We start from the raw sequence: 19,746 nt of genomic DNA, 5'->3' as shown, positions 1-19,746 counted from the left end.
AACGAAGGAGGAGACATGTCCCGTCATCTCAAGCGCGCGCTGGCGGGCGCCGCCGTCATGCTGCTTGCCGCGTCCGCGGCGCATGCGGAGATCGCCAACAACACCATCAAGCTCGGTGTACTGACCGACCTCAGCGGGTTTGCCGCTGACTCCACCGGACCCGGTTCGGTGGTGGCGGCGAAGCTCGCGGTTGAGGACTTCAAGGCCGAGAAGCCCGGTCTCAGCGTCGAGGTGATCCAGGCCGACCATCAGAACAAGCCCGATATCGGCGCTGCGCTGGCGCGGCGCTGGCTCGACGTTGACAAGGTCGACGCCATCCTCGACGTGCCGTTCTCTTCGGTCGCGCTCGCGGTGCAGGAGGCGGTGCGTGGCAGCAAGGCCGCCTTCATTGCCTCCGGCCCCGGCACCGCGGTGCTGACCGGCGAGAAGTGCTCGGCGAACACCGTGCACTGGACCTATGATACCTGGGCGCTGGCCCATGGCACGGCGCTGGCGCTGCTGCGCGCCAAGAAGGACAGCTGGTTCTTCGTCACCGCCGACTATGCCTTCGGCCACGCGCTCGAGAGCGACGCAGCAGCGGTGGTGAAGGCGGAGGGCGGCAAGGTGCTGGGCACCGTGCGGCATCCGACCGGCACGTCCGACTTCTCCTCGTTCCTGCTGCAGGCGCAGGCCAGCAAGGCCAAGGTCGTGGCGCTGGCCAACGCGGTCGGCGATACCATCAACTCGGTGAAGCAGGCGGGCGAGTTCGGCCTCACTGCAGGCGGCCAGGATCTCGCCGCGCTGCTGATGCAGCTCACCGACGTCCATGCCATCGGGCTCAACAGCGCCAAGGGGCTCTATCTCACCGAGGGCTTCTACTGGGACATGAACGACGGCACCCGCAAGTTCGCCGATCGCTTCGCCGCGCAGATGAACGGCAAGCGCCCGACCGCCAACCAGGCCGGCGTCTATGCCGGCACGCTGCACTATCTGCGTGCGGCTGCGGCGGCGAACAGCGGTGATGGTCAGGCCGTCGTGGCGAAGATGAAGGAACTGCCGTCGAAGGATCCGCTGTTCGGTGACGGCGAGGTGCGTGCCGACGGCCGGCACATCCACAATATGTACCTGTTCCAGGTGAAGACGCCCGCGGAGTCGAAAGGCGCTTGGGACTACTACAAGCTGGTGCAGACCATTCCTGCCGCGGAAGCCTTCCGGCCGCTCGCCGAAGGCGGCTGCCCGCTGGTGGCGAAGAAGTAGGTATGCGCGCAATCCCTCATCCCGAGGAGCAGGCGAAGCCTGCGTCTCGAAGGATGAGGCCCGTGCGTGGCTGCGACCTGGCCTCATGGTTCGAGACGCGCGGCTCCGCCGCGCTCCTCACCATGAGGGGACGTGATGTCGCTTGTGAGGGGACTTCCGCCTGAGGGGCGACCCGTCAGACCGTTGCAGGCGGGCCGCCGAGGATTTCCGCCAGCGCCGCCAGCAGGCGGTCGATCTGCTCGTCCGTGCCGACCGTGATGCGCAGATGGTCGGAGATGCGCGGCGCCGCAAAGTGGCGGACGATGACAGCGCGTTCGCGTAGCGCTGCGGCGAGCGCCGCGCCCTGATGGCCGGGATGGCGCGCGAACACGAAGTTCGCCGCCGACGGCAGCACCTCGAATCCGAGGCGGCCGAGGCCATGGTTGAGCCGCTCGCGGCTTGCGATCACCTGCGCAAGGCTCTGCCGGAAATAGGCGTCGTCTGCGAGCGAGGCGATGGCGCCGGCCTGGGCGGGGCGGCCGAGCGGATAGGAGTTGAAGCTGTCCTTCACCCGCGTCAGCGCCTCGATCAGGTCGGCGTTGCCGATCGCGTAACCGATGCGCAAGCCGGCCAGCGCCCGCGACTTGGACATGGTCTGGACGACCAGCAGGTTGCGATGCGCATCGACCAGCGGGATTGCGGTCTCGGCGCCGAAATCGACATAGGCCTCGTCGATCACCACAGGCGCGTCGGGGTGATCTTCCAGGAGTGTCGCGATTTCGGCCCGCGACAGCGCGATCCCCGTTGGCGCGTTGGGATTGGGGATGATGATGGCGCCCGCCGGCCGGCGATAGTCGGCGAGGCGGATCCGCATGGTCTGATCGAGCGGCACGGCATCGTAGGCGATGCTGAACAGGCGGCAATAGACCGTGTAGAAGCTGTAGGTGATGTCCGGGAACAGCAGCGGTGCGTCGTGCTTCAGCAGCGCCGCGAAGGTGTGGGCCAGCACCTCGTCGGAGCCGTTACCGACGAACACCTGTTCGGGGCGTACCTGGTGGTAGTCCGCCAGAGCGGCGCGCAGCGCGAGCGCCTGCGGGTCGGGATAGAGGCGCAGCGTCTCCGCGGCCTCGCCGCGGATCGCCTCCAGCGCGCGGGGCGACGGTCCCAGGGGATTTTCATTGGTGTTGAGCTTGACCAGTCCCGCGATGCGGGGCTGCTCGCCCGGGACATAGGGCTTGAGGTCGTGGGTCAGGCTGCTCCAGAAACGGCTCATCGTGGGTCCAAGTCTCGTTGAAGTCTTAAGTCTCATTGAAACGGCGCGGCGGATCGAACGGCCGCAGCGCGCGGCGGAGACGCGGCGAGAGGCAACCTCGTCAGGACGCCGGCGCCAATTTCTTCAGCCACACCTTGTTGTCATGGAAGGCGGCGCCGCCGAATGGCGCGACGGCATCGGCGCTGGTCAGCGTGTTGATGCCGCGGCCGCCTGCATGGGTGCGGTTGGGATGGATCGATTCCGCCACCAGCACGCCCGGGCGCAGGCCGTCGAACAGTTTCGCCTTCAGCGTCGTCTCGCCGCGCGGGCTGCCGAGCGTCACCATGTCGCCGTCGGCGATGGCGAGACGGTCCGCATCGAGCGGGTGGATCAGCACAGTCGGCTCGCCCTCGCGCGCCTGCGACGACGGCGTCTCGGTGAAGCTGGTGTTGAGATAGCTGCGCGCCGGGCTGGTGGCGAGGCGGAAGGGATAGGCCTCGTCGGCGTTCTCGATGATCGCCCAGTGGTCGGGCAGGGACGGCATGTCGCCAAGCGGCCCCATCGGCCGGTTGCGCGGCACCTGCACCTTGGCCCAGTCGGCCTTGAAATGGAATTTGCCGTCGGCATGGCCGAAGCCGTCGAGGAAGTGCGCGGCGCGGAAGTCCGGCTGGACGTCGCGCCAGGTCTCGGTTTCGAGCGCGGCGAGTTCACCATGGCCGCTGGTCTTCAGCGTCTCGTCGATGATCGCGTGCGATGTCATGTCGAAGGCGCGATGCTCGGCGCCGACGCGGCGTGCGATGCCCTGGATCACCTCATGGTTGGAGCGGCATTCGCCGGGCGGATCGATCAGCTTCATTCCCAGCGAAATGTACTGATGGCCGCTGCCGTAGTAAATGTCGTCGTGCTCCATGAACATGGTTGCCGGCAGCACGATGTCGGCCATCTGCGCCGTCTCGGTCATGAACTGCTCGTGCACGGCGACGAACAGATCCTCGCGCGCAAAGCCCTGCCGCACCAAGGTCTGCTCCGGTGCGACCGTCACTGGGTTGGTGCTCTGGATTAGCATCGCCTTGACCGGCGGGCCGTGGGCCAGCGCTTCGGCGTCGCCGGTCAGCACGCGGCCGATCTTCGACTGGTCGAGCTGGCGGGTGGTGAGGCCGTGGGCGGCGTCCTTGCCTTCGATCAGTGTGGTGTTGAAGCCCCAGATCGCGCCGTTGTTGAAGAAGGCGCCGCCGCCCTCGTGCTGCCACGCACCGGTCACCGCCGGCACGCACAGCGCCGCATGCATCTGCGCCGCGCCGTTGAGGCTGCGGGTGAAGCCGTAGCCGAGGCGGAAGAAGGTGCGCGGGGTCGCGCCAATGAGCCGCGCAAACGCCTCGATCTCGGCGACCGGCACGCCGCAGATCGCCGACGCCCATTCCGGCGTCCGACCGGCGAGATGGGCTTCGAGTTCGCCCGGGCAGTCGGTGTAGTCGGCGAGATAGGCGCGGTCGGCGAGGTTGTCGCGGAATAGCACATTCATCACGCCGCAGGCGAAGGCGCCGTCGGTGCCGGGCCGCAGGATGATCTTGATGTCCGCCTGCTTCATCGTTTCGTTGTCGTAGACGTCGATGACGGCGATCCGCGCGCCGCGTTCCTTGCGGGCGCGGGAGGCGTGGGTCATGACGTTGACCTGGGTCGACACCGGGTTGGTACCCCAGATCACGATCAGATCCGACTTCACCATCTCGCGGGGATCGACGCCGGAAACGCGGCCGGTGCCGGCGGCGTAGCCGGCCCAGGCGATGGTCGAACAGATCGTCGAGTAGAAGCGCGAATACTTCTTCACGTGGGCGAGGCGGTTGATGCCGTCGCGCATCACGAGGCCCATGGTGCCGGCATAGTAATAGGGCCACACCGCCTCCGCGCCGAACTCGCGCTCGGCGGCGTCGAAGCGCTGCGCGATCTCGTCCAGCGCCTCGTCCCAGGAGATGCGCGCGAACTGGCCGGAGCCCTTTGGGCCGGTGCGGCGCAGCGGGTGCATCAGCCGCTCGGGATGATGGATGCGCTCGGCATAGCGCGCGACCTTGGCGCAGACCACGCCGGATGTGTAGGTCTGGCGTTTCGATCCGCGGACACGCCCGATGGTCGAGCCGTCGATCACCTCGACGTCGAGCCCGCAGGCCGAAGGGCAGTCATGAGGGCAGGTGGAGTGGCGGATGGCGATCTTGGCGGGCGCGTTCATGATGGCTGGATAGCACGGTCGGTGAGCGCTGTCGCGCTGGCGCGGGGCAGGAACCGGGAGCGGCGGCTTCAGCCGCGGCCGTTTACGGGGATCAGGGCGCCGTTGATGGCGACCGCCGCGTCTGAGGCAAGGAAGCGGATGACGGCGGCGAGGTCGGCCGGCTTGACCCAGGCGGCGGGGTCCGCATCCGGCATGGCCGCGCGGTTCTGCGGTGTGTCGATCACGCTCGGCAGCACGCCATTGACATTGATGCCCCTGGGGCCGAGCTCGGCCGCCATCGCTTCCGTCAGCCGCATCACGGCGCTCTTGGCTGCGGTGTAGGCTCCCATTGCCGCAAGGCCCTGCCGCGCCGAGGCCGCGCCCACCGTGACGATGCGCCCGCGCCCTTGTGCCAGCATCGCTGGCACCGCCGCATGCGCCGTGTTCAGCAGCGTCTGGACATTGACGTCCATCATCAGCTTCCAGGTTTCGGGCGAGGTCTCGTGCACGGCTTCGCCCATGCGAAATCCCCCGGCGATGGCGCACAGCGCGTCGAGCCGGCCCGCGGCGGCGATCGCCTCGCCAAGGCGTTGCTGCGCCGCATCACGACGGGTCAGGTCGACCTCGGCGAGCTGCCAGCCGGCCGGAGCGTCGGGAAACGCGGTCCGCAGGTGGGACAGGCTGGCGTCGACCAGGATCAGCCGTGCGCCGCTCTCCGCGAAGACATGCGCCACCGCGCGGCCGAGATTGCCCGCCGCACCCGTGATCATCGCAACCGTTCCGCTCATCGCCGTCTCCTGTCACCCGAGGGTCGGCCTCAGGGCCCGCGTCCCGCAAGACTAGGAGCGGGATTGGTGGCTGTCTGCAAGTATTTCGCGTATTGCGCGAAGATGAAATCATTTATTCACGAAGAATGGATTTTGGACTAAAATCATTCAATGACTTTGTCCGAGCCGGACCGCCGCCTGCTGCGCGAAATTCAGCGTGACGCCACGTTATCGCTGAAGGATCTGGCCGAGCGTCTGGCGATGTCGCAGTCAACCGTCTGGCGCCGCATCCAGGAGTTCGAGGCCTCGGGCCTCATCACCTCGCGTGTCACGCTGCTCGATCCGGGCCGCCTCGGGCTCGGGGTCTGCGTGTTCGTGCACGCCAACCTGCGCGATCATTCGACGGAATCTCGCGAGGCGTTCGAGCGCTTCATTGCCGACCAGCCCAATGTGCTGGAGTGCTTCTCGGTCACCGGCCCGCACGACTATGTGCTGCTGATTCGAGCCGAGGACGTCGCGGCCTATGAGGACTTCCTGATGCACAAGCTGCTCGCGCATCCGCGCGTGGCGTCGGCGCAATCGGACTTCGCGCTGCGCCAGCTCAAATACTCCACCATGCTGCCGATCTGAGCAATTTCCACGCTACGGCACGTTCCATCGTCATGGCTGCAATGATCCGTCGCGGCCATGGACAAGCGTGTGACGAGGTTCGAATATCGGTGCGAGGAAACCCTGCGCGGACGTCGCGCTGCCAAAGAGGATGCGATGCAATTCAAACACGTGACGCTGGAAATCGACGGAACGGTCGCCATCATTCGCCTCGATCATCAGGAGGTGATGAATGCGGTGTCGGTGGATATGCTGCAGGGCCTGGGTGAAGCCCTCGACGTCATCGGCGAGAAGCGCAACGAGGTGCGCTGCGTCGTCCTGACCGGCGCCGGCCGTGCATTCTGCACCGGCGCCAACCTGCAGGGGCGCAACCTGCAGCCGGGCTCGCGCAGCAATGCCGGCGTGACGCTGGAGACCGCCTTCCATCCGTTCCTGCGCCGTCTGCGCGAGCTGCACTGTCCGCTGGTGACCGCGGTCAACGGTCCGGCCGCCGGTGCCGGCATGAGTTTTGCGCTGATGGGGGACATCATTCTGGCGGCCCGCTCGTCGTATTTCCTGCAGGCGTTCCGCCGCATCGGCCTCGTGCCGGATTGCGGTTCGACCTGGCTGCTGCCACGCCTGATCGGCAAGGCGCGCGCCATCGAGCTGTCGCTGCTCGGCGAGCGCCTGCCGGCGGAGACCGCGCTCGCCTGGGGGCTGATCAACCGCGTGCACGACGACGCGGCGCTGATGGACGAGGCGCTCAAGCTCGCGCGTGAGCTGGCTGCCGGTCCGACCGTCGCGCTGTCGCTGATCCGCAAGCTGTACTGGGAGAGCCCGGAGAATTCGTTCGAGCAGCAGATCGACCTGGAGCGCCAGAGCCAGCAGAAGGCCGGCGCGGCCGAGGATTTCCGGGAGGGCGTCACTGCGTTCCTGGAGAAGCGGCCGGCGAAGTTCACCGGGCGGTAGTCTTGCGGATCCCGCGCCGCTTCTTTTTCCTCATGGTGAGGAGCGGCGCGAAGCCTGCGGACCTGCGGTTTAATTGAGGCGTTGGCCATACCCAATGCGTCATTGCCGGACTTGATCCGGCAATCCAGCTGACTCGCAACATCACGAAAGACCCTGAAGCTGGATCACCGGGTCTCGGTGCTTCGCACCGGCCCGGTGATGACGCAGAAAACGTGCAAGCGCGTCGTCTTACTTCCCCTGCCAGCGCGGCGGGCGTTTTTCGGCGAAGGCCTTCGGGCCTTCGATGTAATCCTGCGAGGCGACCATCGCCTGCACCGCCGGGTACTCGCGCTGCTCGGCGATCGCCTGCTCCAGCGACACCTTCATGCCGCGGGTGATGGTCTGCTTGGAGGCGCGGATCGACATCGGGCTGTTCTGGCAGATCAGCGCTGCCCAGCGCTCGGCGGCCTGCAGCGCCTCACCCTTCGGCACCACCTCGTTGACGAAGCCGAGCTCGAAGCCTTCGCGCGCGCTGACATGGCGGCCGGTGAGGATCATGCCCATAGCGTGCTTGAGGCCGATCTGGCGCGGCAGGCGGTGCAGGCCGCCGGCGAGCGCGGCGAGGCCGACGCGCGGCTCGGGCAGGGCGAAGGTGGCGTTTTCAGCCGCAATGATCAGGTCGCAGGCGAGCGCGGTCTCGAAGCCGCCGCCCATGGCGACGCCGTTGACCGCGGCAATGATCGGCTTGTCGCAGTCGAAGCGCGCGGTGAGGCCGGCGAAGCCGCTGGTGTTCCAGCCGCGTTTGCCGCCGGCGGCCTGCCATTTCAGATCGTTGCCGGCGGAGAAGGCGCGATCGCCGGCGCCGGTGATGATCGCGACCCACTGCTCCGGATCGGCGGCGAAGGCATTGAAGACGTCATGCAGTTCGTTGTGCGCATCGGTGTGCAGGGCATTCATCACCTCGGGACGGTTCAAGGTCACGACGGTGACGCGGCCCTTGCGCACAACGGTCACGTACTGATGGCTGATTTGCTGCGACACGGGATTCCTCCGGATGATCGGCTGTTCTTGTCGCCGGCCATTGTGGCAGCGCGGCGCGCGGACGCAACGCCGCGCGTGGCGCAAAACCGGGTGGCTGCGTTGCCGATCGGAGGTCGTCGCTGGGAGGTCAGGCCGGGACGTTGTCGCCGAGCCAGGTGGTCGCGGCCAGCACGCCGCCGCGGCCGTGCGGAATGCGCAGCGCATTGAGGCCGACTTCAACAACGCCGAGGGTGCCGAGGATCATCGGCGCGTTGATGTGGCCCATATGCGCGATGCGGACGGCCCGGCCGGACAGCGCGCCGATGCCGTTGCCGAGCACCACGCCGCACTTGTCGCGGCAATAGTCCTTCAGCGCTTCGGCGGTGCCGTCGCCGGTGACGCGGATGGTGGTGACCGTATCGGCGCGTTCCGACGGCTCGAGGATGTTGAAGGAGAGCACGCCGCCTTCGGCCCAGACACCGACGGCGCGGCGTACCGCCTCCGCCAGCAGCCGATGGCGCAGGAAGGTGTGCTCGGCGCCTTCGGCGAACAACATGTCGAGCGCCTGGCGTAGCGCGTAGAGCAGGTGCACCGGCGGCGTGCCGGCATACTTCTGGTAATGTTCGTGGCCTTCGCGCGCCGTCCAGTCCCAGTACGGGCTGCGCAAGTTCGCGGCATGGTGAACCGCTCGGGCGCGCTCGCCAACGGCGACGAAGCCGAGACCCGGCGGGGTCATCAGACCCTTCTGCGACGCCGACATGGCGACATCGACATGCCAGCCGTCCATCTCGAACGGCATGCAGCCAAGCGAGGCCACCGCGTCGACCATGAAGAGGGCGTCATGGCCGGCGGCCTTGATGGCGCGTCCGATGGCGGCGATGTCGTTGACCACGCCGGAGGCGGTATCGACCTGCACGGTCAGCACGGCCTTGATACGGCCTTCCTTGTCCTGGCGCAGCCGCGCCTCGACCTCGTGAGGGCGCACGGCACGGTCCCAGGCACCGGGCAGGATCTCGATCTCGACGCCGAGCTTTTCGGCGGCGTCGCCCCAGCCGAGCGCAAACCGGCCGCTCTCCAGCACCAGGATCTTGTCGCCGCGTGACAGCACGTTGGTGAGCGCCGCTTCCCACGCGCCATGGCCGTTGGCGATGTAGACGTAGGTCCGCCCGCGGGTCCGGAACAGCTTGCTGAGGTCGGCGTGCAGGCTGTCGGTCAGGGCGATCAGCTCGCCGGCATAGATGTCGACGGCGGGGCGATGCATGGCGCGCAGCACCTCGTCCGGCATCGTCGTCGGACCGGGGATGGCAAGGAATTCGCGGCCAGCGCGCACAACCATAATGACAATCTCCTGCGAGGCGGTCCCTTACCTCGCATACCCCGGCGGTTCGGCAAAGCGCGATCGGGCAGGGCTGCCCGGCAAATGCGCCGGTGCGGAGGCTGGCGTGCCAGCCTCAGATCTTCTGTTCACGCTTGAGCTGGTCGATCGCGGCGGCGACTTCGGGCGACAGCGCGCCGAGGCCCAACTGTCCGGCGCCGGACAGCATCGGGTGCAGCCGCGAGTCGCGCAGCATCGCCGGCTGGCGGTCACTCGGGACGATGCGGTCGAACACCACGACCAGCGCGATCGCCACGAGGCCGACCCGCGCGACGCCAAGCGCCGAGCCGGCGATCCGGTCGAGGACGCTGATGCGTGGCCCCAGCAGATCATTGACCGCGACCTGGAGCAGGGATCCGATCAGGAAGCCGGCGGCGACGAACAGGCCGAAAAATACGAAGGCATTCCGGGTCAAGCCGGTCGTGTCGAAAGCCGGGCCGGCATGCCCCATCACCAGCAGTACCAGCGGCATGGCGGAGGCATAGCCGAGGATCATGGCCAGGCTGCGGATCAGCCCGGCCCTGAAGCCGGTGAAGGCCGCCACCAGCGCGGCTGCGGCGACCATGAGGTCGAACAGGTTGAGCGAGGCTGGCATCACCAATCCCGGGATGTGTGGCGGGGTACTGAACCCGGTATCCGTGAACCAATCCTTACAAGTTGTCAGACTCCTCGGTCGCTGCGTCGGGTTGAGCAGTGACCGTTTTTCATGCATTTCCCCTTCGCAATTGCGAAACGTCCTTGACTTTTGTGATAAGTGAGTGCTTACTCAACAAATGTCCCCGATCCGATTGTCGAGCGAAGCCCGCAGGGAAACGATTCTGGCTGCCGCCAAGGCGTGCTTCGCGCGCCATGGCTTCGCCGGCACGACCACCAAGAGCGTGGCGGCGGCGGCAGGCATCTCCGAGGCGTTGTTGTTCAAGCACTTCTCCAGCAAGTCGGCGCTCTACGCTGAAATTCTCGACGAAGCCTGCGAGGCTGATCCCGATCTGCAGCGGCTGCAGGCGCTCGAGCCGTCGACCGAGACGCTGGTCTTTCTGGTGCGGGAAATGGTGCGGCATTTCCTGGCGGCGGTCGAACGCCCCGACGAGGAAGACGTGCAGCGGATGAAGCTGTTGATTTCCAGCCATCTGGAGGATGGCGAATTCGCGCGGCTGCTGTATCAGAAGATCTCCGACATCATCGCCCCGATCTTCACCGTGTCGCTCGACCGTGCGGTGCAGTCCGGGGACGCGATGTCCGTCGGCACCCCGCCGATGAACCTGTTCTGGTTCGCCCACCAGATGATCCACATGGTGGCGCTGACCCGGATGCCGGCCGTCCCTTCACTGACCTACGGTGATACCGACAGCCTGCAGCGGCAGGTGAGTGAGTTCACCCTTCGCGGATTGGGCCTTAAAGAGCGCGCAATCCAGACTTATCTCGACCGCGCTTTGCCGGTCGACCAAGCCACGACCCAATTGGTTTCAGAGAGTGCATGACATGACGATCTCCACCGAGGCGAACATTTCGACCAAGTCGATCGAAGAGAAGCCGCGCGTGCGTCCGGTGCGGATGAAGCGCTGGTTCGCGATCGTCGGCGTGCTGCTGGTGCTGCTGGTGGGAGCCTTGTGGGGCTTCAACACCTTCCGCAACCATATGATCGCGCAGTTCTTCGCCAACATGAAGCCGCCGCCGGCGAATGTCTCGGTGGTCGAGGCGAAGTCCGAGGTGATCCCGCACCTGCTGTTCGGCATCGGCGATCTCGCCGCCGTGCACCAGGTCGACGTCACCACCGATGTCGCCGGCCGCATCACCAAGATCATGTTCGAGGCGGGCGCCCCGGTGAAGGCCGGCGATCCGCTGGTGCAGTTGTTCGATGAACCCGAGCAGGCGGACCTTGCGAGCTACAAGGCGCAGGCGACCGCCGCCGCACTCGCGCTCGATCGCTCCAAGTCGCTCGCTGCCCGCCAGTTCGGCCCGCAGGCGACCGTCGACCAGAACCAGGCGTCTTTCGACCAGGCGAACGCCGCGATCGCCAAGACCGAGGCGATCATCTCGCAGAAGCTGGTCAAGGCGCCGTTCAGCGGCGACCTCGGCGTGCGTCGCGTCGAGGTCGGCCAGTTCCTGAGCGCCGGCAACCAGATCGTTTCGCTCACCGATTTGTCGAAGGTCTACCTGAACTTCACCGCGGCGGAAAAGGATCGCGCGATTCTCGCCGTCGGCCAGACGGTTCGGGTCAAGGTCGACGCCTATCCGAACCGCGTGTTCGAGGGCAAGATCACCACCATCGACCCGCAGATCAGCCCCGACTCCCGCAACGTCAAGATCCAGGCGACGATCGACAACACCGATCACAGCCTGAAGCCGGGCATGTTCGCGTCGACCACGGTGCTGCTGCCGCCTGATCCGGCTGTCGTCACCGTGCCGGAAACCGCTGTCGACTACACACTGTACGGCGACTCGGTGTTCGTCGTGAAGGAGACCAAGAATGACAAGGGCGAGGCCCATCTCGTCGCCGAGCGCACCTTCGTGCGCAGCGGCACGCGGGTCGACGGCCGTACCGTCATTCTTTCCGGTCTGAAGGCCGGCGACCGTGTCGTCGCGGTCGGCCAGCTCAAGCTGCAATCCGGCGTGCCGGTCGTGATCTCCAAGGATCCGCTGCCGTCGACCCCGAACCCGACGCCGCGCTACTGATCGAAGGCCCGGACCTATGGTATTCACTGATATCTTCATCAAGCGACCGGTGCTGTCGGTCGTCGTCAGCCTGCTGATCCTGCTGATCGGCCTGAACGCGGCGTTCAACCTGCCGATCCGTCAGTATCCCAAGCTGTCGAACACCGTCATCACCGTGACGACGTCCTATCCGGGCGCGTCGCCGGACCTGATGCAGGGCTTCATCACCACGCCGATCGAGCAGGCGGTGGCCTCCGCCGAAGGCGTCGATTACATCACCTCGTCCTCGGTGCAGGGCACCAGCACGATCTCGGTGTATGTGAAGCTCAACTTCGACCCGAACCAGGCGCTGACCGAGGTGTTGGCCAAGGTCAACTCGGTCAAATACCTGATCCCGAAGGAATCCAACGACCCGGTCATCCTGAAATCGACCGGCCAGACCACGTCGGTCATGTATATCGGCTTCTCCAGCGATGAGCTGGGCGGCTCGGCGATCTCCGACTACATGACGCGCGTGGTGCAGCCGATCCTGTCCACGGTGGACGGCGTTGCGGAAGCGCAGATCCTCGGCAACCAGCAGTTCTCGATGCGCATCTGGCTCGACCCGGCGCGCATGGCTGGTCGCGGCGTGTCGGCGAGCGACGTGGCGCAGGCGATCCAGGCCAACAACTTCCAGGCCGCCGCCGGTCAGTCGAAGGGCTACTTCACGGTCGCCAACGTCTCGACCAACACCGACCTGACCAGCCTCGACCAGTTCCGCCGGATGACCGTCAAGGTCAAGGACGGCGCGCTGATCCGGATCGAGGATATCGCCACCGTGGAGCTGGCGGCCCAGACCACGGACGCGAGCGTGGCGATGGACGGCGAGCACGCCATCTTCATCGGCGTCAACGCGACGCCGCAGGGCAACCCGCTTAACATCGTCAAGGGCGTGCGCGCCCTGTTCCCGGAAATCGAGCGCAACCTGCCGCCGTCGCTGAAGATGAAGGTGGCCTACGACTCGACCAAGTTCATCCAGTCGTCGATCGACGAGGTGAAGAAGACCCTGATCGAGGCGGTGGTCATCGTCATCGTCGTTATCTTCCTGTTCCTGGCCTCGTTCCGCTCGGTGATCATCCCGGTGGTGACCATCCCGCTGTCGCTGGTCGGTGTCTGCATCTTCATGCTGTCGCTGGGCTTCAGCTTCAACCTGCTGACGCTGCTGGCCATGGTGCTGGCAATCGGTCTCGTGGTCGACGACGCCATCGTGGTGGTGGAGAACATTCACCGCCACCTGGAGGAAGGCAAATCACCAGTACAGGCATCGCTGATCGGCGCGCGCGAAATCGTCGGGCCGGTGATCTCGATGACCATCACGCTGGCGGCGGTGTATGCGCCGATCGGCTTCCTCGGCGGCGTCACCGGCGCACTGTTCAAGGAGTTTGCCTTCACGCTCGCCGGCTCGGTCATCGTGTCCGGCGTGATCGCGCTGACATTGTCGCCGATGATGTGCTCGGTGCTGCTGACCCATGTGGAGCAGGGGCGCTTCGCCAAGGCGGTCGACCGCGTGTTCCGGGCGGTGACGCGGTGGTACGGCCGTCAGCTCGACCGCTCGCTCGACTACCGGCCGATCACGACGGTGTTTGCCGTGACCATCCTCGGCCTGGTCGGCTTCATGTACATGAACACCTCCAAGGAGCTCGCGCCCGAGGAGGACCAGGGCATCCTGTTCTCGGTGACCAAGGCGCCGAAATACGCCAACATCGACTATGTCGACTATTACGGCGACAAGCTCGACAAGGCGTTCGCCAAGTTCCCGGAGACCGACCTGCGCTTCGTGCTCAACGGCCTTCCCTCCCCGGGGCAGGGCATCGCCGGCATGATCCTCAAGCCATGGGATGAGCGCAAGCGCTCGTCGACGGCGATGAAGCAGGACGTGCAGAACGAGCTCAGCAAGATCGAGGGTGTCCAGGCGTTCGCCTTCAACCTGCCGCCGCTGCCTGGCGGTCCCGGCGGCCTGCCGGTGCAGATGGTGATCAGCTCGACCCGCGACTTCAAGGCAGTCTATGAGGAGATGCAGAAGCTGAAGGATGCAGCCCGCAAGAGCGGCATGTTCATCGTCAGCGACAGCGACCTCGACTTCAACCAGCCGGTGGTGCGGGTGAAGATCGACCGCTCCAAGGCCAACGAGCTCGGCGTCACCATGCAGCAGATCGGCAATACGCTGGCCGTGCTGCTGGGCGGCAACTACATCAACCGCTTCAACCTGGAAGGGCGCTCCTACCAGGTCATCCCGCAGGTGCCGCGGGGCTTGCGGTTGTCGCCGGAGATGCTGGGCGGCTACTACGTGTCGGCGCCCAACGGGCAGCAGATTCCGCTGTCGACGCTGGTGTCGATCGAGACCGGCACCGATCCGAACGCGCTGACCCATTTCAACCAGCTCAACTCGGCAACCTTCCAGGCGGTGCCGATGCCGGGTGTCACCATCGGCACGGCGGTCGACTTCCTGGAAAAGGAAGCCAAGAAGCTGCCGGCGGGCTACAGCCACGATTATCTGGCGGACTCGCGCCAGTACGTGAAGGAGGGCAATCAGCTCGCCGTCACCTTCGGCTTCGCGCTGATCATCATCTTCCTGGTGCTGGCGGCGCAGTTCGAAAGCCTGCGCGACCCGCTGGTGATCCTGGTGTCGGTGCCGATGGCGGTGTCGGGTGCGCTGCTGCCGCTGTTCTTCGGCGTCGCCACCATCAACATCTACACCCAGGTGGGATTGTTGACGCTGGTGGGCCTGATCAGCAAGCACGGCATTCTGATGGTCGAGTTCGCCAACGAGCTCCAGCTCAAGGAAGGCCTCGATCGCCGCTCCGCGATCGAGATGGCCGCGCGGGTGCGGTTGCGTCCCATCCTGATGACCACCGCCGCCATGGTGGCCGGCCTGTTCCCGCTGCTGTCGGCGAACGGCGCCGGTGCGGCGAGCCGCTTCTCCATCGGCCTCGTCGTCGTCGCAGGCATGCTGATCGGCACGCTGTTCACGCTGTTCGTGCTGCCGGCGGTGTATGTGGCGATCGCGACCGACCATCGCGCGGCGGCCAAGTCCGCCCGCGCCGCGGACATCAAGGCGTTCGAGCTGAAGCCGACCTGACGCGCGATCGTCTCATCGTCGAGATCGAAGGGGAGCATTTGCCGTATAGCGGCATTTGCTCCCTTTCTTTTTGACCGGATATTGCGCTGCGTTTTGCGCGCCGAAAATCGGTTTCCACCATGGCCGGTCCTGCCTTAATCTCTCCCGACGTTATCAAGAACGACATCCGGGAGGACATGAATGACCACGGGACAGGCGGGGCCGGAGATCCTGCGCCGCAACTCCATTGCCGATGCGACACGGCGGGCTGCCGCGAAATTCCACGATCGCATTGCGCTGACCTTCGCGGATCGGCAATGGACGTTCCACGAACTCGAATTGGCGGCGGGGCGGGTGGCGCACCGGCTGGTCACGCTCGGCCTGCACAAGGGCGACCGTGTCGCCGCCTATGCCCGCAATTCCGACGCCTATCTGCTGTTATGGCTGGCCTGCAACCGCAGCGGGCTCGTGCATGTTCCCGTCAACTATGCGCTGACCAGCGGCGAACTCAAATACATCCTCAGCCAGTCGGGCGCCCGCGCCCTGGTCTATGACGGCGGGCTGGCCGAGACGGTGGCCACGGTGCGGCCGGAGGTCGAGGTCGCGTTCTATGGCCGCTTCGCTGCGGCCGGCAGCAACGAATTCGACGTGCTGGCGATCGCTCGGGATCCGCATGCGCCCAGCCTGATCGAGGCGGATGTGTCCGACGACGATCTCGCCCAGCTGCTCTATACGTCGGGCACGACCGCGGCCCCCAAGGGCGCGATGATGACCCATCGTGCGCTGCTCGCCGAGTATGCCAGCTGCATCGTCGATCTCGAATTCCGCGGCTCCGATGTCGCGCTGGCGGCGCTGCCGCTCTACCACTCTGCGCAGATGCACTGCTTCTCGATGCCGCAGTTGCTGGTCGGCGCGACCACGCATCTGATCGAGACGCCCGTGCCGGAAGTGGTGCTGAAGCTGATCGAGCAGCATCGCATCACCTCGTTCTTCGCACCGCCGACGGTGTGGATCAGTCTTCTGCGCCATGGCGATTTCGACAAGCGCGATCTGTCGTCGCTGCGCAATGTCTATTATGGCGCCTCCATCATGCCGGTGCCGGTGCTGCAGGAATTGCGGCAGCGGCTGCCGGGCATCGGCGCCTACAACTGCTACGGCCAGAGCGAGATCGGCCCGCTCGCGACCGTGCTGCGGCCGGAGGAGCACGACGCGCGGCCGGCGTCAGCCGGCCGGCCGATCCTCAATGTCGAGACCCGGATCGTCGATCCGGAGATGCGCGACGTACCGCCGGGCACGCAAGGCGAGATCGTGCACCGCTCGCCGCAATTGCTGATGGGCTACTGGGACAAGCCGGAGGAAACCCGCGAGGCGTTCGAGGGTGGCTGGTTCCACTCCGGCGACGTCGGCTACATGGACGAGGGCGGTTATCTGTTCGTCGTCGACCGCGTCAAGGACATCATCAAGACCGGCGGCGTCGTGGTCGCCGGCCGCGAGGTCGAGGAAGTGCTGTTCGAGCATCCGTCCGTGTCCGAGGTCGCCGTCGTCGGGCTGCCGGACCCGAAATGGATCGAGGCGGTCACTGCGATCGTGGTGCTGCGGCCCGGACACCTGCCGGACGAAGCCGCGCTGCTCGCCCACGCCCGCGAGCATCTCGCGCCGTTCAAGGTGCCCAAGCAGGTGTTCTTCACCGAGACCCTGCCGCGCAACACCGCCGGCAAGCTGCTCAAGCGCGAGCTGCGGGTGAGCTACGCCGACAAGGGGTGACGAGCAGCGCGACCTTCTCACCTCATCCTGAGGAGCGGCCCGAAGGGGCCGCGTCTCGAAGGATGAGGCCGAGGTGGTGGCCTCATGGTTCGAGACGGCGCTTCGCGCCTCCTCACCATGAGGATCAAAGCGTCACGCGCCGGCGAGCGGCATACGCCTCTCGATGATGCGCGAGAACAGGCTGGCGCCGACCGGCAGGATGGCGTCGTCGAGCACGAAGCCGGGGTTGTGCACCGGCACCGAGCCTTCGTGGCCCAGCCAGAAATAGGCGCCGGGCACGGCGTGCAGCATGTCGGCGAAATCCTCACTGCCCATCTTCGGCGCCGGCGTGGTCGAGACGTTCGCAGTGCCGACGATTTCGCGGGCCACGTCAGCGACCGCATGGGCATGCTGCTCATGGTTGACCAGCACCGAAAAGATGTCGCGGATGTCGACGTCGATCTCGACCTGGAAGGCGCTGGCGATGCCGGCGGCGAGGGTGCGCATGCGCTCGCGCACCTGCACGCGAACGTCTTCGGAGAAGGTGCGCACGGTGCCGGCGAGCTTGGCCTCGTTCGGAATGACGTTATAGGCCGAGCCGGCGTGGAACTGGGTGATCGACACCACGGCTGACTTCAGCGGATCGACGTTGCGGCTGACGATGGTCTGCAGCGCCTGTCCCAGAGTCATCGCGATCACCACGGGATCGCGCGAGCGGTCCGGCATGGCGCCATGGCTGCCGTAGCCGGTGACGGTGATGTCGAAGAAATCGGCCGCCGCCATCGCCGGTCCCGGGAACACCGTGACCTGACGCGGTCCGAGATCCGGCGCGTTGTGCAGGCCATAGACCTCGTCGCAGGGAAAGCGCTGGAACAGCTTGTCGGCGATCATCGCACGTGCGCCGCCGAGGCCTTCCTCCGCCGGCTGGAAAATGAACACCGCGGTGCCATCGAAGTTGCGCGTCTCGGCGAGATAGCGCGCGGTTCCCAGCAGGATGGTGGTATGGCCGTCATGGCCGCAGCCATGGAAGCGGTTGGGGATGGTGGAGCGCCAGGGCAGGTTGGTCTTCTCCTCCATCGGCAGCGCATCCATGTCCGCGCGCAGGCCGATGCGCCGGCTGCCGGTGCCCTTGCCCTTGAGCAGGCCGATGACACCGGTGCCGCCGATGCCACGATGCACCTCGATGCCCCATTGGCCGAGCTTGTCCGCGACGATGCCGGAGGTGCGGTGCTCCTCAAAGCCGATCTCGGGATGGGCGTGAAGGTCGCGGCGGATGGCGGTCAGTTCGTCGGCGTAGCTGTCGATGCGCGCGATGTTGGGCATGGGCGTGATCCAGTTGAGGGGAGATCAGGTTGTTATTGCGGCCGGCTGGCGAACGCCGGGCCGTTGGGCTTGATGCGGACCCCAGGACGCAGGCGCGTCCAGGGCAGCGCGGCGGTGTCGGCCGGCATCGCGCCTGGCGCGGCGCAGACGATGATCGTTTCCGCGATCGGCTCGAAATCGGCGCGGAAATGCACCGAGCTCTTGTTGACCAGGATCGCCTGTTCGGTAGGCTCGATGCCGACGAAGCGGAACATGGCCTGGTCGGCGAGCTGGGCCTTGCGCGAGCCGACCACGATGCGGACATCGCCGATGCGCAAGCAGGCGGACGGGCCGAGATTCATCTGGCTGCCGCCGAAATAGGGGCCGGGCGCGAGGAAGCGGCCGTCCGACAAGCGCTCGACCACGAACGTCTCGGTGAGCGGCGCGTCGCCGGGAATGCCGGACTTGCCGCCGAGCGCCAGCGTCACGCTCTGTCCGGCGCCGGCCGCATGGGCCGCCTGCGCCGCTTCGGGATCGACGATGACACCGATCGCCGCTTTCTTCGCGCCGTTCTTCAACAGCGCGCGCAGCATGCCGGTGGTGTCGGAATCGCCGCCGGCACCTGGATTGTCCTGGGTGTCGGCGATCACGATCGGCTTGCGCGCCGTGGCGGCGAGGCTCATCGCGTGCGTGACGCCCTCGTCGGGCGTGAAGATGCGGCCGTCGAACGCGGCCTCCTGGTCGGTCACAAGCTTGGCAACGGCATCGGCGGCACGGTCAGCGTCGGCCTGGGTGTTGCCATAGGCAAGGACCACCGGCCCGCAGTCGGGGAAGTCCGCCGCCGGAAAGCCGGGCGCGAACGACAGCGTCGGCACCGCGTCGGTTTCCAGCTTCGCAAGGTCGGCATAGATGCTTCTGCAGGGCTCGTCGTTGGTGCACTGCCAGCTGATCGGGATCAGGAACGGCAATTGCCGGAACGCCTTGGCGAAACGGCGCGGCGTGCCGAGCAGCAATGCGAGATGCCGTGCCGCCGCGCGTCCGGTGTCGGCCATGTCGACATGGGGATAGGTGCGGTAGGCGATCAGCGCGTCGGCATGTTCGGCCATGGCCGGGGTGATGTTGGCGTGCAGGTCGAGGCTGACCACCAGCGGCACGTCCTTACCGATGATCCGGCGCACCCGCGCCAGCAGTTCGCCTTCGCCGTCGTCGAGGTGCTCGGTGACCATGGCGCCGTGCAAGTCGAGGTAGACACCGTCGAGATGACCTGCCTTGGCGATGTCATCGACGATCACGGCCGCGATCCGCTCATAGGCGTCCTTGCGGACATGGGCGGAGGGACTGGCTGCGCACCAGATGGTGGGGACGAGATCCCAGTTGTTTTGTTCGGCGCTGTCGATGAAGCCGGCGAGGCCGACATTGATGCCGCGGATTTTCGCGACGACGTCGGCGCCTCTCTCCATCGGCGGCCAGCCGCCGCCATGCACGAAGCCGTCATACTCGGCCTTGGTCGGAGCAAAGGTGTTGGTCTCGTGGAGAAAGCCGCCGATGGCGATACGGAAGGACATGGAGAACCTGGCGCGTTGG

General features: G+C 66.2%; 15 protein-coding genes. 7 read left to right on the top strand and 8 right to left on the bottom strand.

Annotated elements, in window-relative coordinates:
• The first annotated feature begins 15 nt into the window (after window positions 1-15).
• Complete coding sequence (locus tag AB4Z37_RS15170; protein ID WP_441517558.1) at window positions 16-1,236, top strand: ABC transporter substrate-binding protein; 1,221 nt, start codon at window positions 16-18, stop codon at window positions 1,234-1,236.
• A gap of 175 nt (window positions 1,237-1,411) precedes the next feature.
• On the opposite strand, the gene hisC is transcribed toward AB4Z37_RS15170, so the two are convergent.
• The 3 genes from hisC to AB4Z37_RS15155 form a co-directional block, all read right to left on the bottom strand.
• Window positions 1,412-2,488 carry a histidinol-phosphate transaminase gene (gene hisC / locus AB4Z37_RS15165; RefSeq protein ID WP_441517557.1) on the bottom strand — a complete coding sequence of 359 codons (1,077 nt, stop codon included), beginning with the start codon at window positions 2,486-2,488 and terminating at the stop codon, window positions 1,412-1,414.
• Window positions 2,489-2,588: 100 nt separating this feature from the next.
• Window positions 2,589-4,691, bottom strand: a complete 2,103-nt coding sequence (locus AB4Z37_RS15160; RefSeq protein WP_441517556.1) for a molybdopterin-containing oxidoreductase family protein — start codon at window positions 4,689-4,691, stop codon at window positions 2,589-2,591.
• A gap of 68 nt (window positions 4,692-4,759) precedes the next feature.
• Window positions 4,760-5,458, bottom strand: a complete 699-nt coding sequence (locus AB4Z37_RS15155; protein ID WP_441517555.1) for an SDR family NAD(P)-dependent oxidoreductase — start codon at window positions 5,456-5,458, stop codon at window positions 4,760-4,762.
• A 150-nt stretch (window positions 5,459-5,608) separates the two neighbouring features.
• On the opposite strand from AB4Z37_RS15155, the gene AB4Z37_RS15150 reads away from it, so the two are divergent.
• A complete protein-coding gene (locus tag AB4Z37_RS15150) occupies window positions 5,609-6,067 on the top strand; it encodes an Lrp/AsnC family transcriptional regulator (protein ID WP_441517554.1) in 459 nt (152 codons plus the stop codon).
• Window positions 6,068-6,202: 135 nt separating this feature from the next.
• On the top strand, window positions 6,203-6,994 hold the full coding sequence (locus AB4Z37_RS15145; protein WP_441517553.1) for an enoyl-CoA hydratase/isomerase: 792 nt from the start codon (window positions 6,203-6,205) through the stop codon (window positions 6,992-6,994).
• Window positions 6,995-7,222: 228 nt separating this feature from the next.
• Here the strand turns inward: AB4Z37_RS15145 and AB4Z37_RS15140 are convergent, their stop codons facing one another.
• From AB4Z37_RS15140 to AB4Z37_RS15130, 3 genes are all read right to left on the bottom strand, one after another.
• Window positions 7,223-8,014 carry an enoyl-CoA hydratase-related protein gene (locus AB4Z37_RS15140; protein WP_441517552.1) on the bottom strand — a complete coding sequence of 264 codons (792 nt, stop codon included), beginning with the start codon at window positions 8,012-8,014 and terminating at the stop codon, window positions 7,223-7,225.
• Between the two features lie 127 nt (window positions 8,015-8,141).
• Window positions 8,142-9,329 (bottom strand): pyridoxal-phosphate-dependent aminotransferase family protein, encoded by a 1,188-nt coding sequence (locus AB4Z37_RS15135; RefSeq protein ID WP_441517551.1) that lies wholly within the window; start codon window positions 9,327-9,329, stop codon window positions 8,142-8,144.
• A gap of 115 nt (window positions 9,330-9,444) precedes the next feature.
• Complete coding sequence (locus AB4Z37_RS15130; protein ID WP_441517550.1) at window positions 9,445-9,963, bottom strand: CvpA family protein; 519 nt, start codon at window positions 9,961-9,963, stop codon at window positions 9,445-9,447.
• 178 nt (window positions 9,964-10,141) lie between these two features.
• On the opposite strand from AB4Z37_RS15130, the gene AB4Z37_RS15125 reads away from it, so the two are divergent.
• The 4 genes from AB4Z37_RS15125 (at window position 10,142) to AB4Z37_RS15110 (ending at window position 16,881) form a co-directional block, all read left to right on the top strand.
• Window positions 10,142-10,846, top strand: a complete 705-nt coding sequence (locus tag AB4Z37_RS15125) for a TetR/AcrR family transcriptional regulator (protein ID WP_441517549.1) — start codon at window positions 10,142-10,144, stop codon at window positions 10,844-10,846.
• A 1-nt stretch (window position 10,847) separates the two neighbouring features.
• A complete protein-coding gene (locus tag AB4Z37_RS15120; protein WP_441517548.1) occupies window positions 10,848-12,041 on the top strand; it encodes an efflux RND transporter periplasmic adaptor subunit in 1,194 nt (397 codons plus the stop codon).
• Between the two features lie 16 nt (window positions 12,042-12,057).
• Window positions 12,058-15,138, top strand: coding sequence for a MexW/MexI family multidrug efflux RND transporter permease subunit (locus AB4Z37_RS15115; RefSeq protein ID WP_441517547.1), 3,081 nt, complete (start codon window positions 12,058-12,060; stop codon window positions 15,136-15,138).
• Window positions 15,139-15,318: 180 nt separating this feature from the next.
• The gene (locus tag AB4Z37_RS15110) at window positions 15,319-16,881 is read left to right on the top strand and encodes an acyl-CoA synthetase (protein ID WP_441517546.1); all 1,563 of its coding nucleotides are present in this window, start codon (window positions 15,319-15,321) and stop codon (window positions 16,879-16,881) included.
• Window positions 16,882-17,013: 132 nt separating this feature from the next.
• Here AB4Z37_RS15110 and AB4Z37_RS15105 read toward each other — a convergent pair whose 3' ends face one another.
• Complete coding sequence (locus AB4Z37_RS15105) at window positions 17,014-18,183, bottom strand: M20 aminoacylase family protein (protein WP_441517545.1); 1,170 nt, start codon at window positions 18,181-18,183, stop codon at window positions 17,014-17,016.
• 32 nt (window positions 18,184-18,215) lie between these two features.
• Complete coding sequence (locus AB4Z37_RS15100; RefSeq protein ID WP_441517544.1) at window positions 18,216-19,727, bottom strand: M81 family metallopeptidase; 1,512 nt, start codon at window positions 19,725-19,727, stop codon at window positions 18,216-18,218.
• Between the last annotated feature and the right edge of the window lie 19 nt (window positions 19,728-19,746).

Origin of the sequence: Bradyrhizobium sp. 2TAF24, assembly GCF_052115025.1 — a bacterium.
Classification (GTDB): domain Bacteria; phylum Pseudomonadota; class Alphaproteobacteria; order Rhizobiales; family Xanthobacteraceae; genus Bradyrhizobium_A.
The sequence above is the reverse complement of the archived record's forward strand: the minus strand, read 5'-3'. Positions and strand labels throughout refer to the sequence as shown.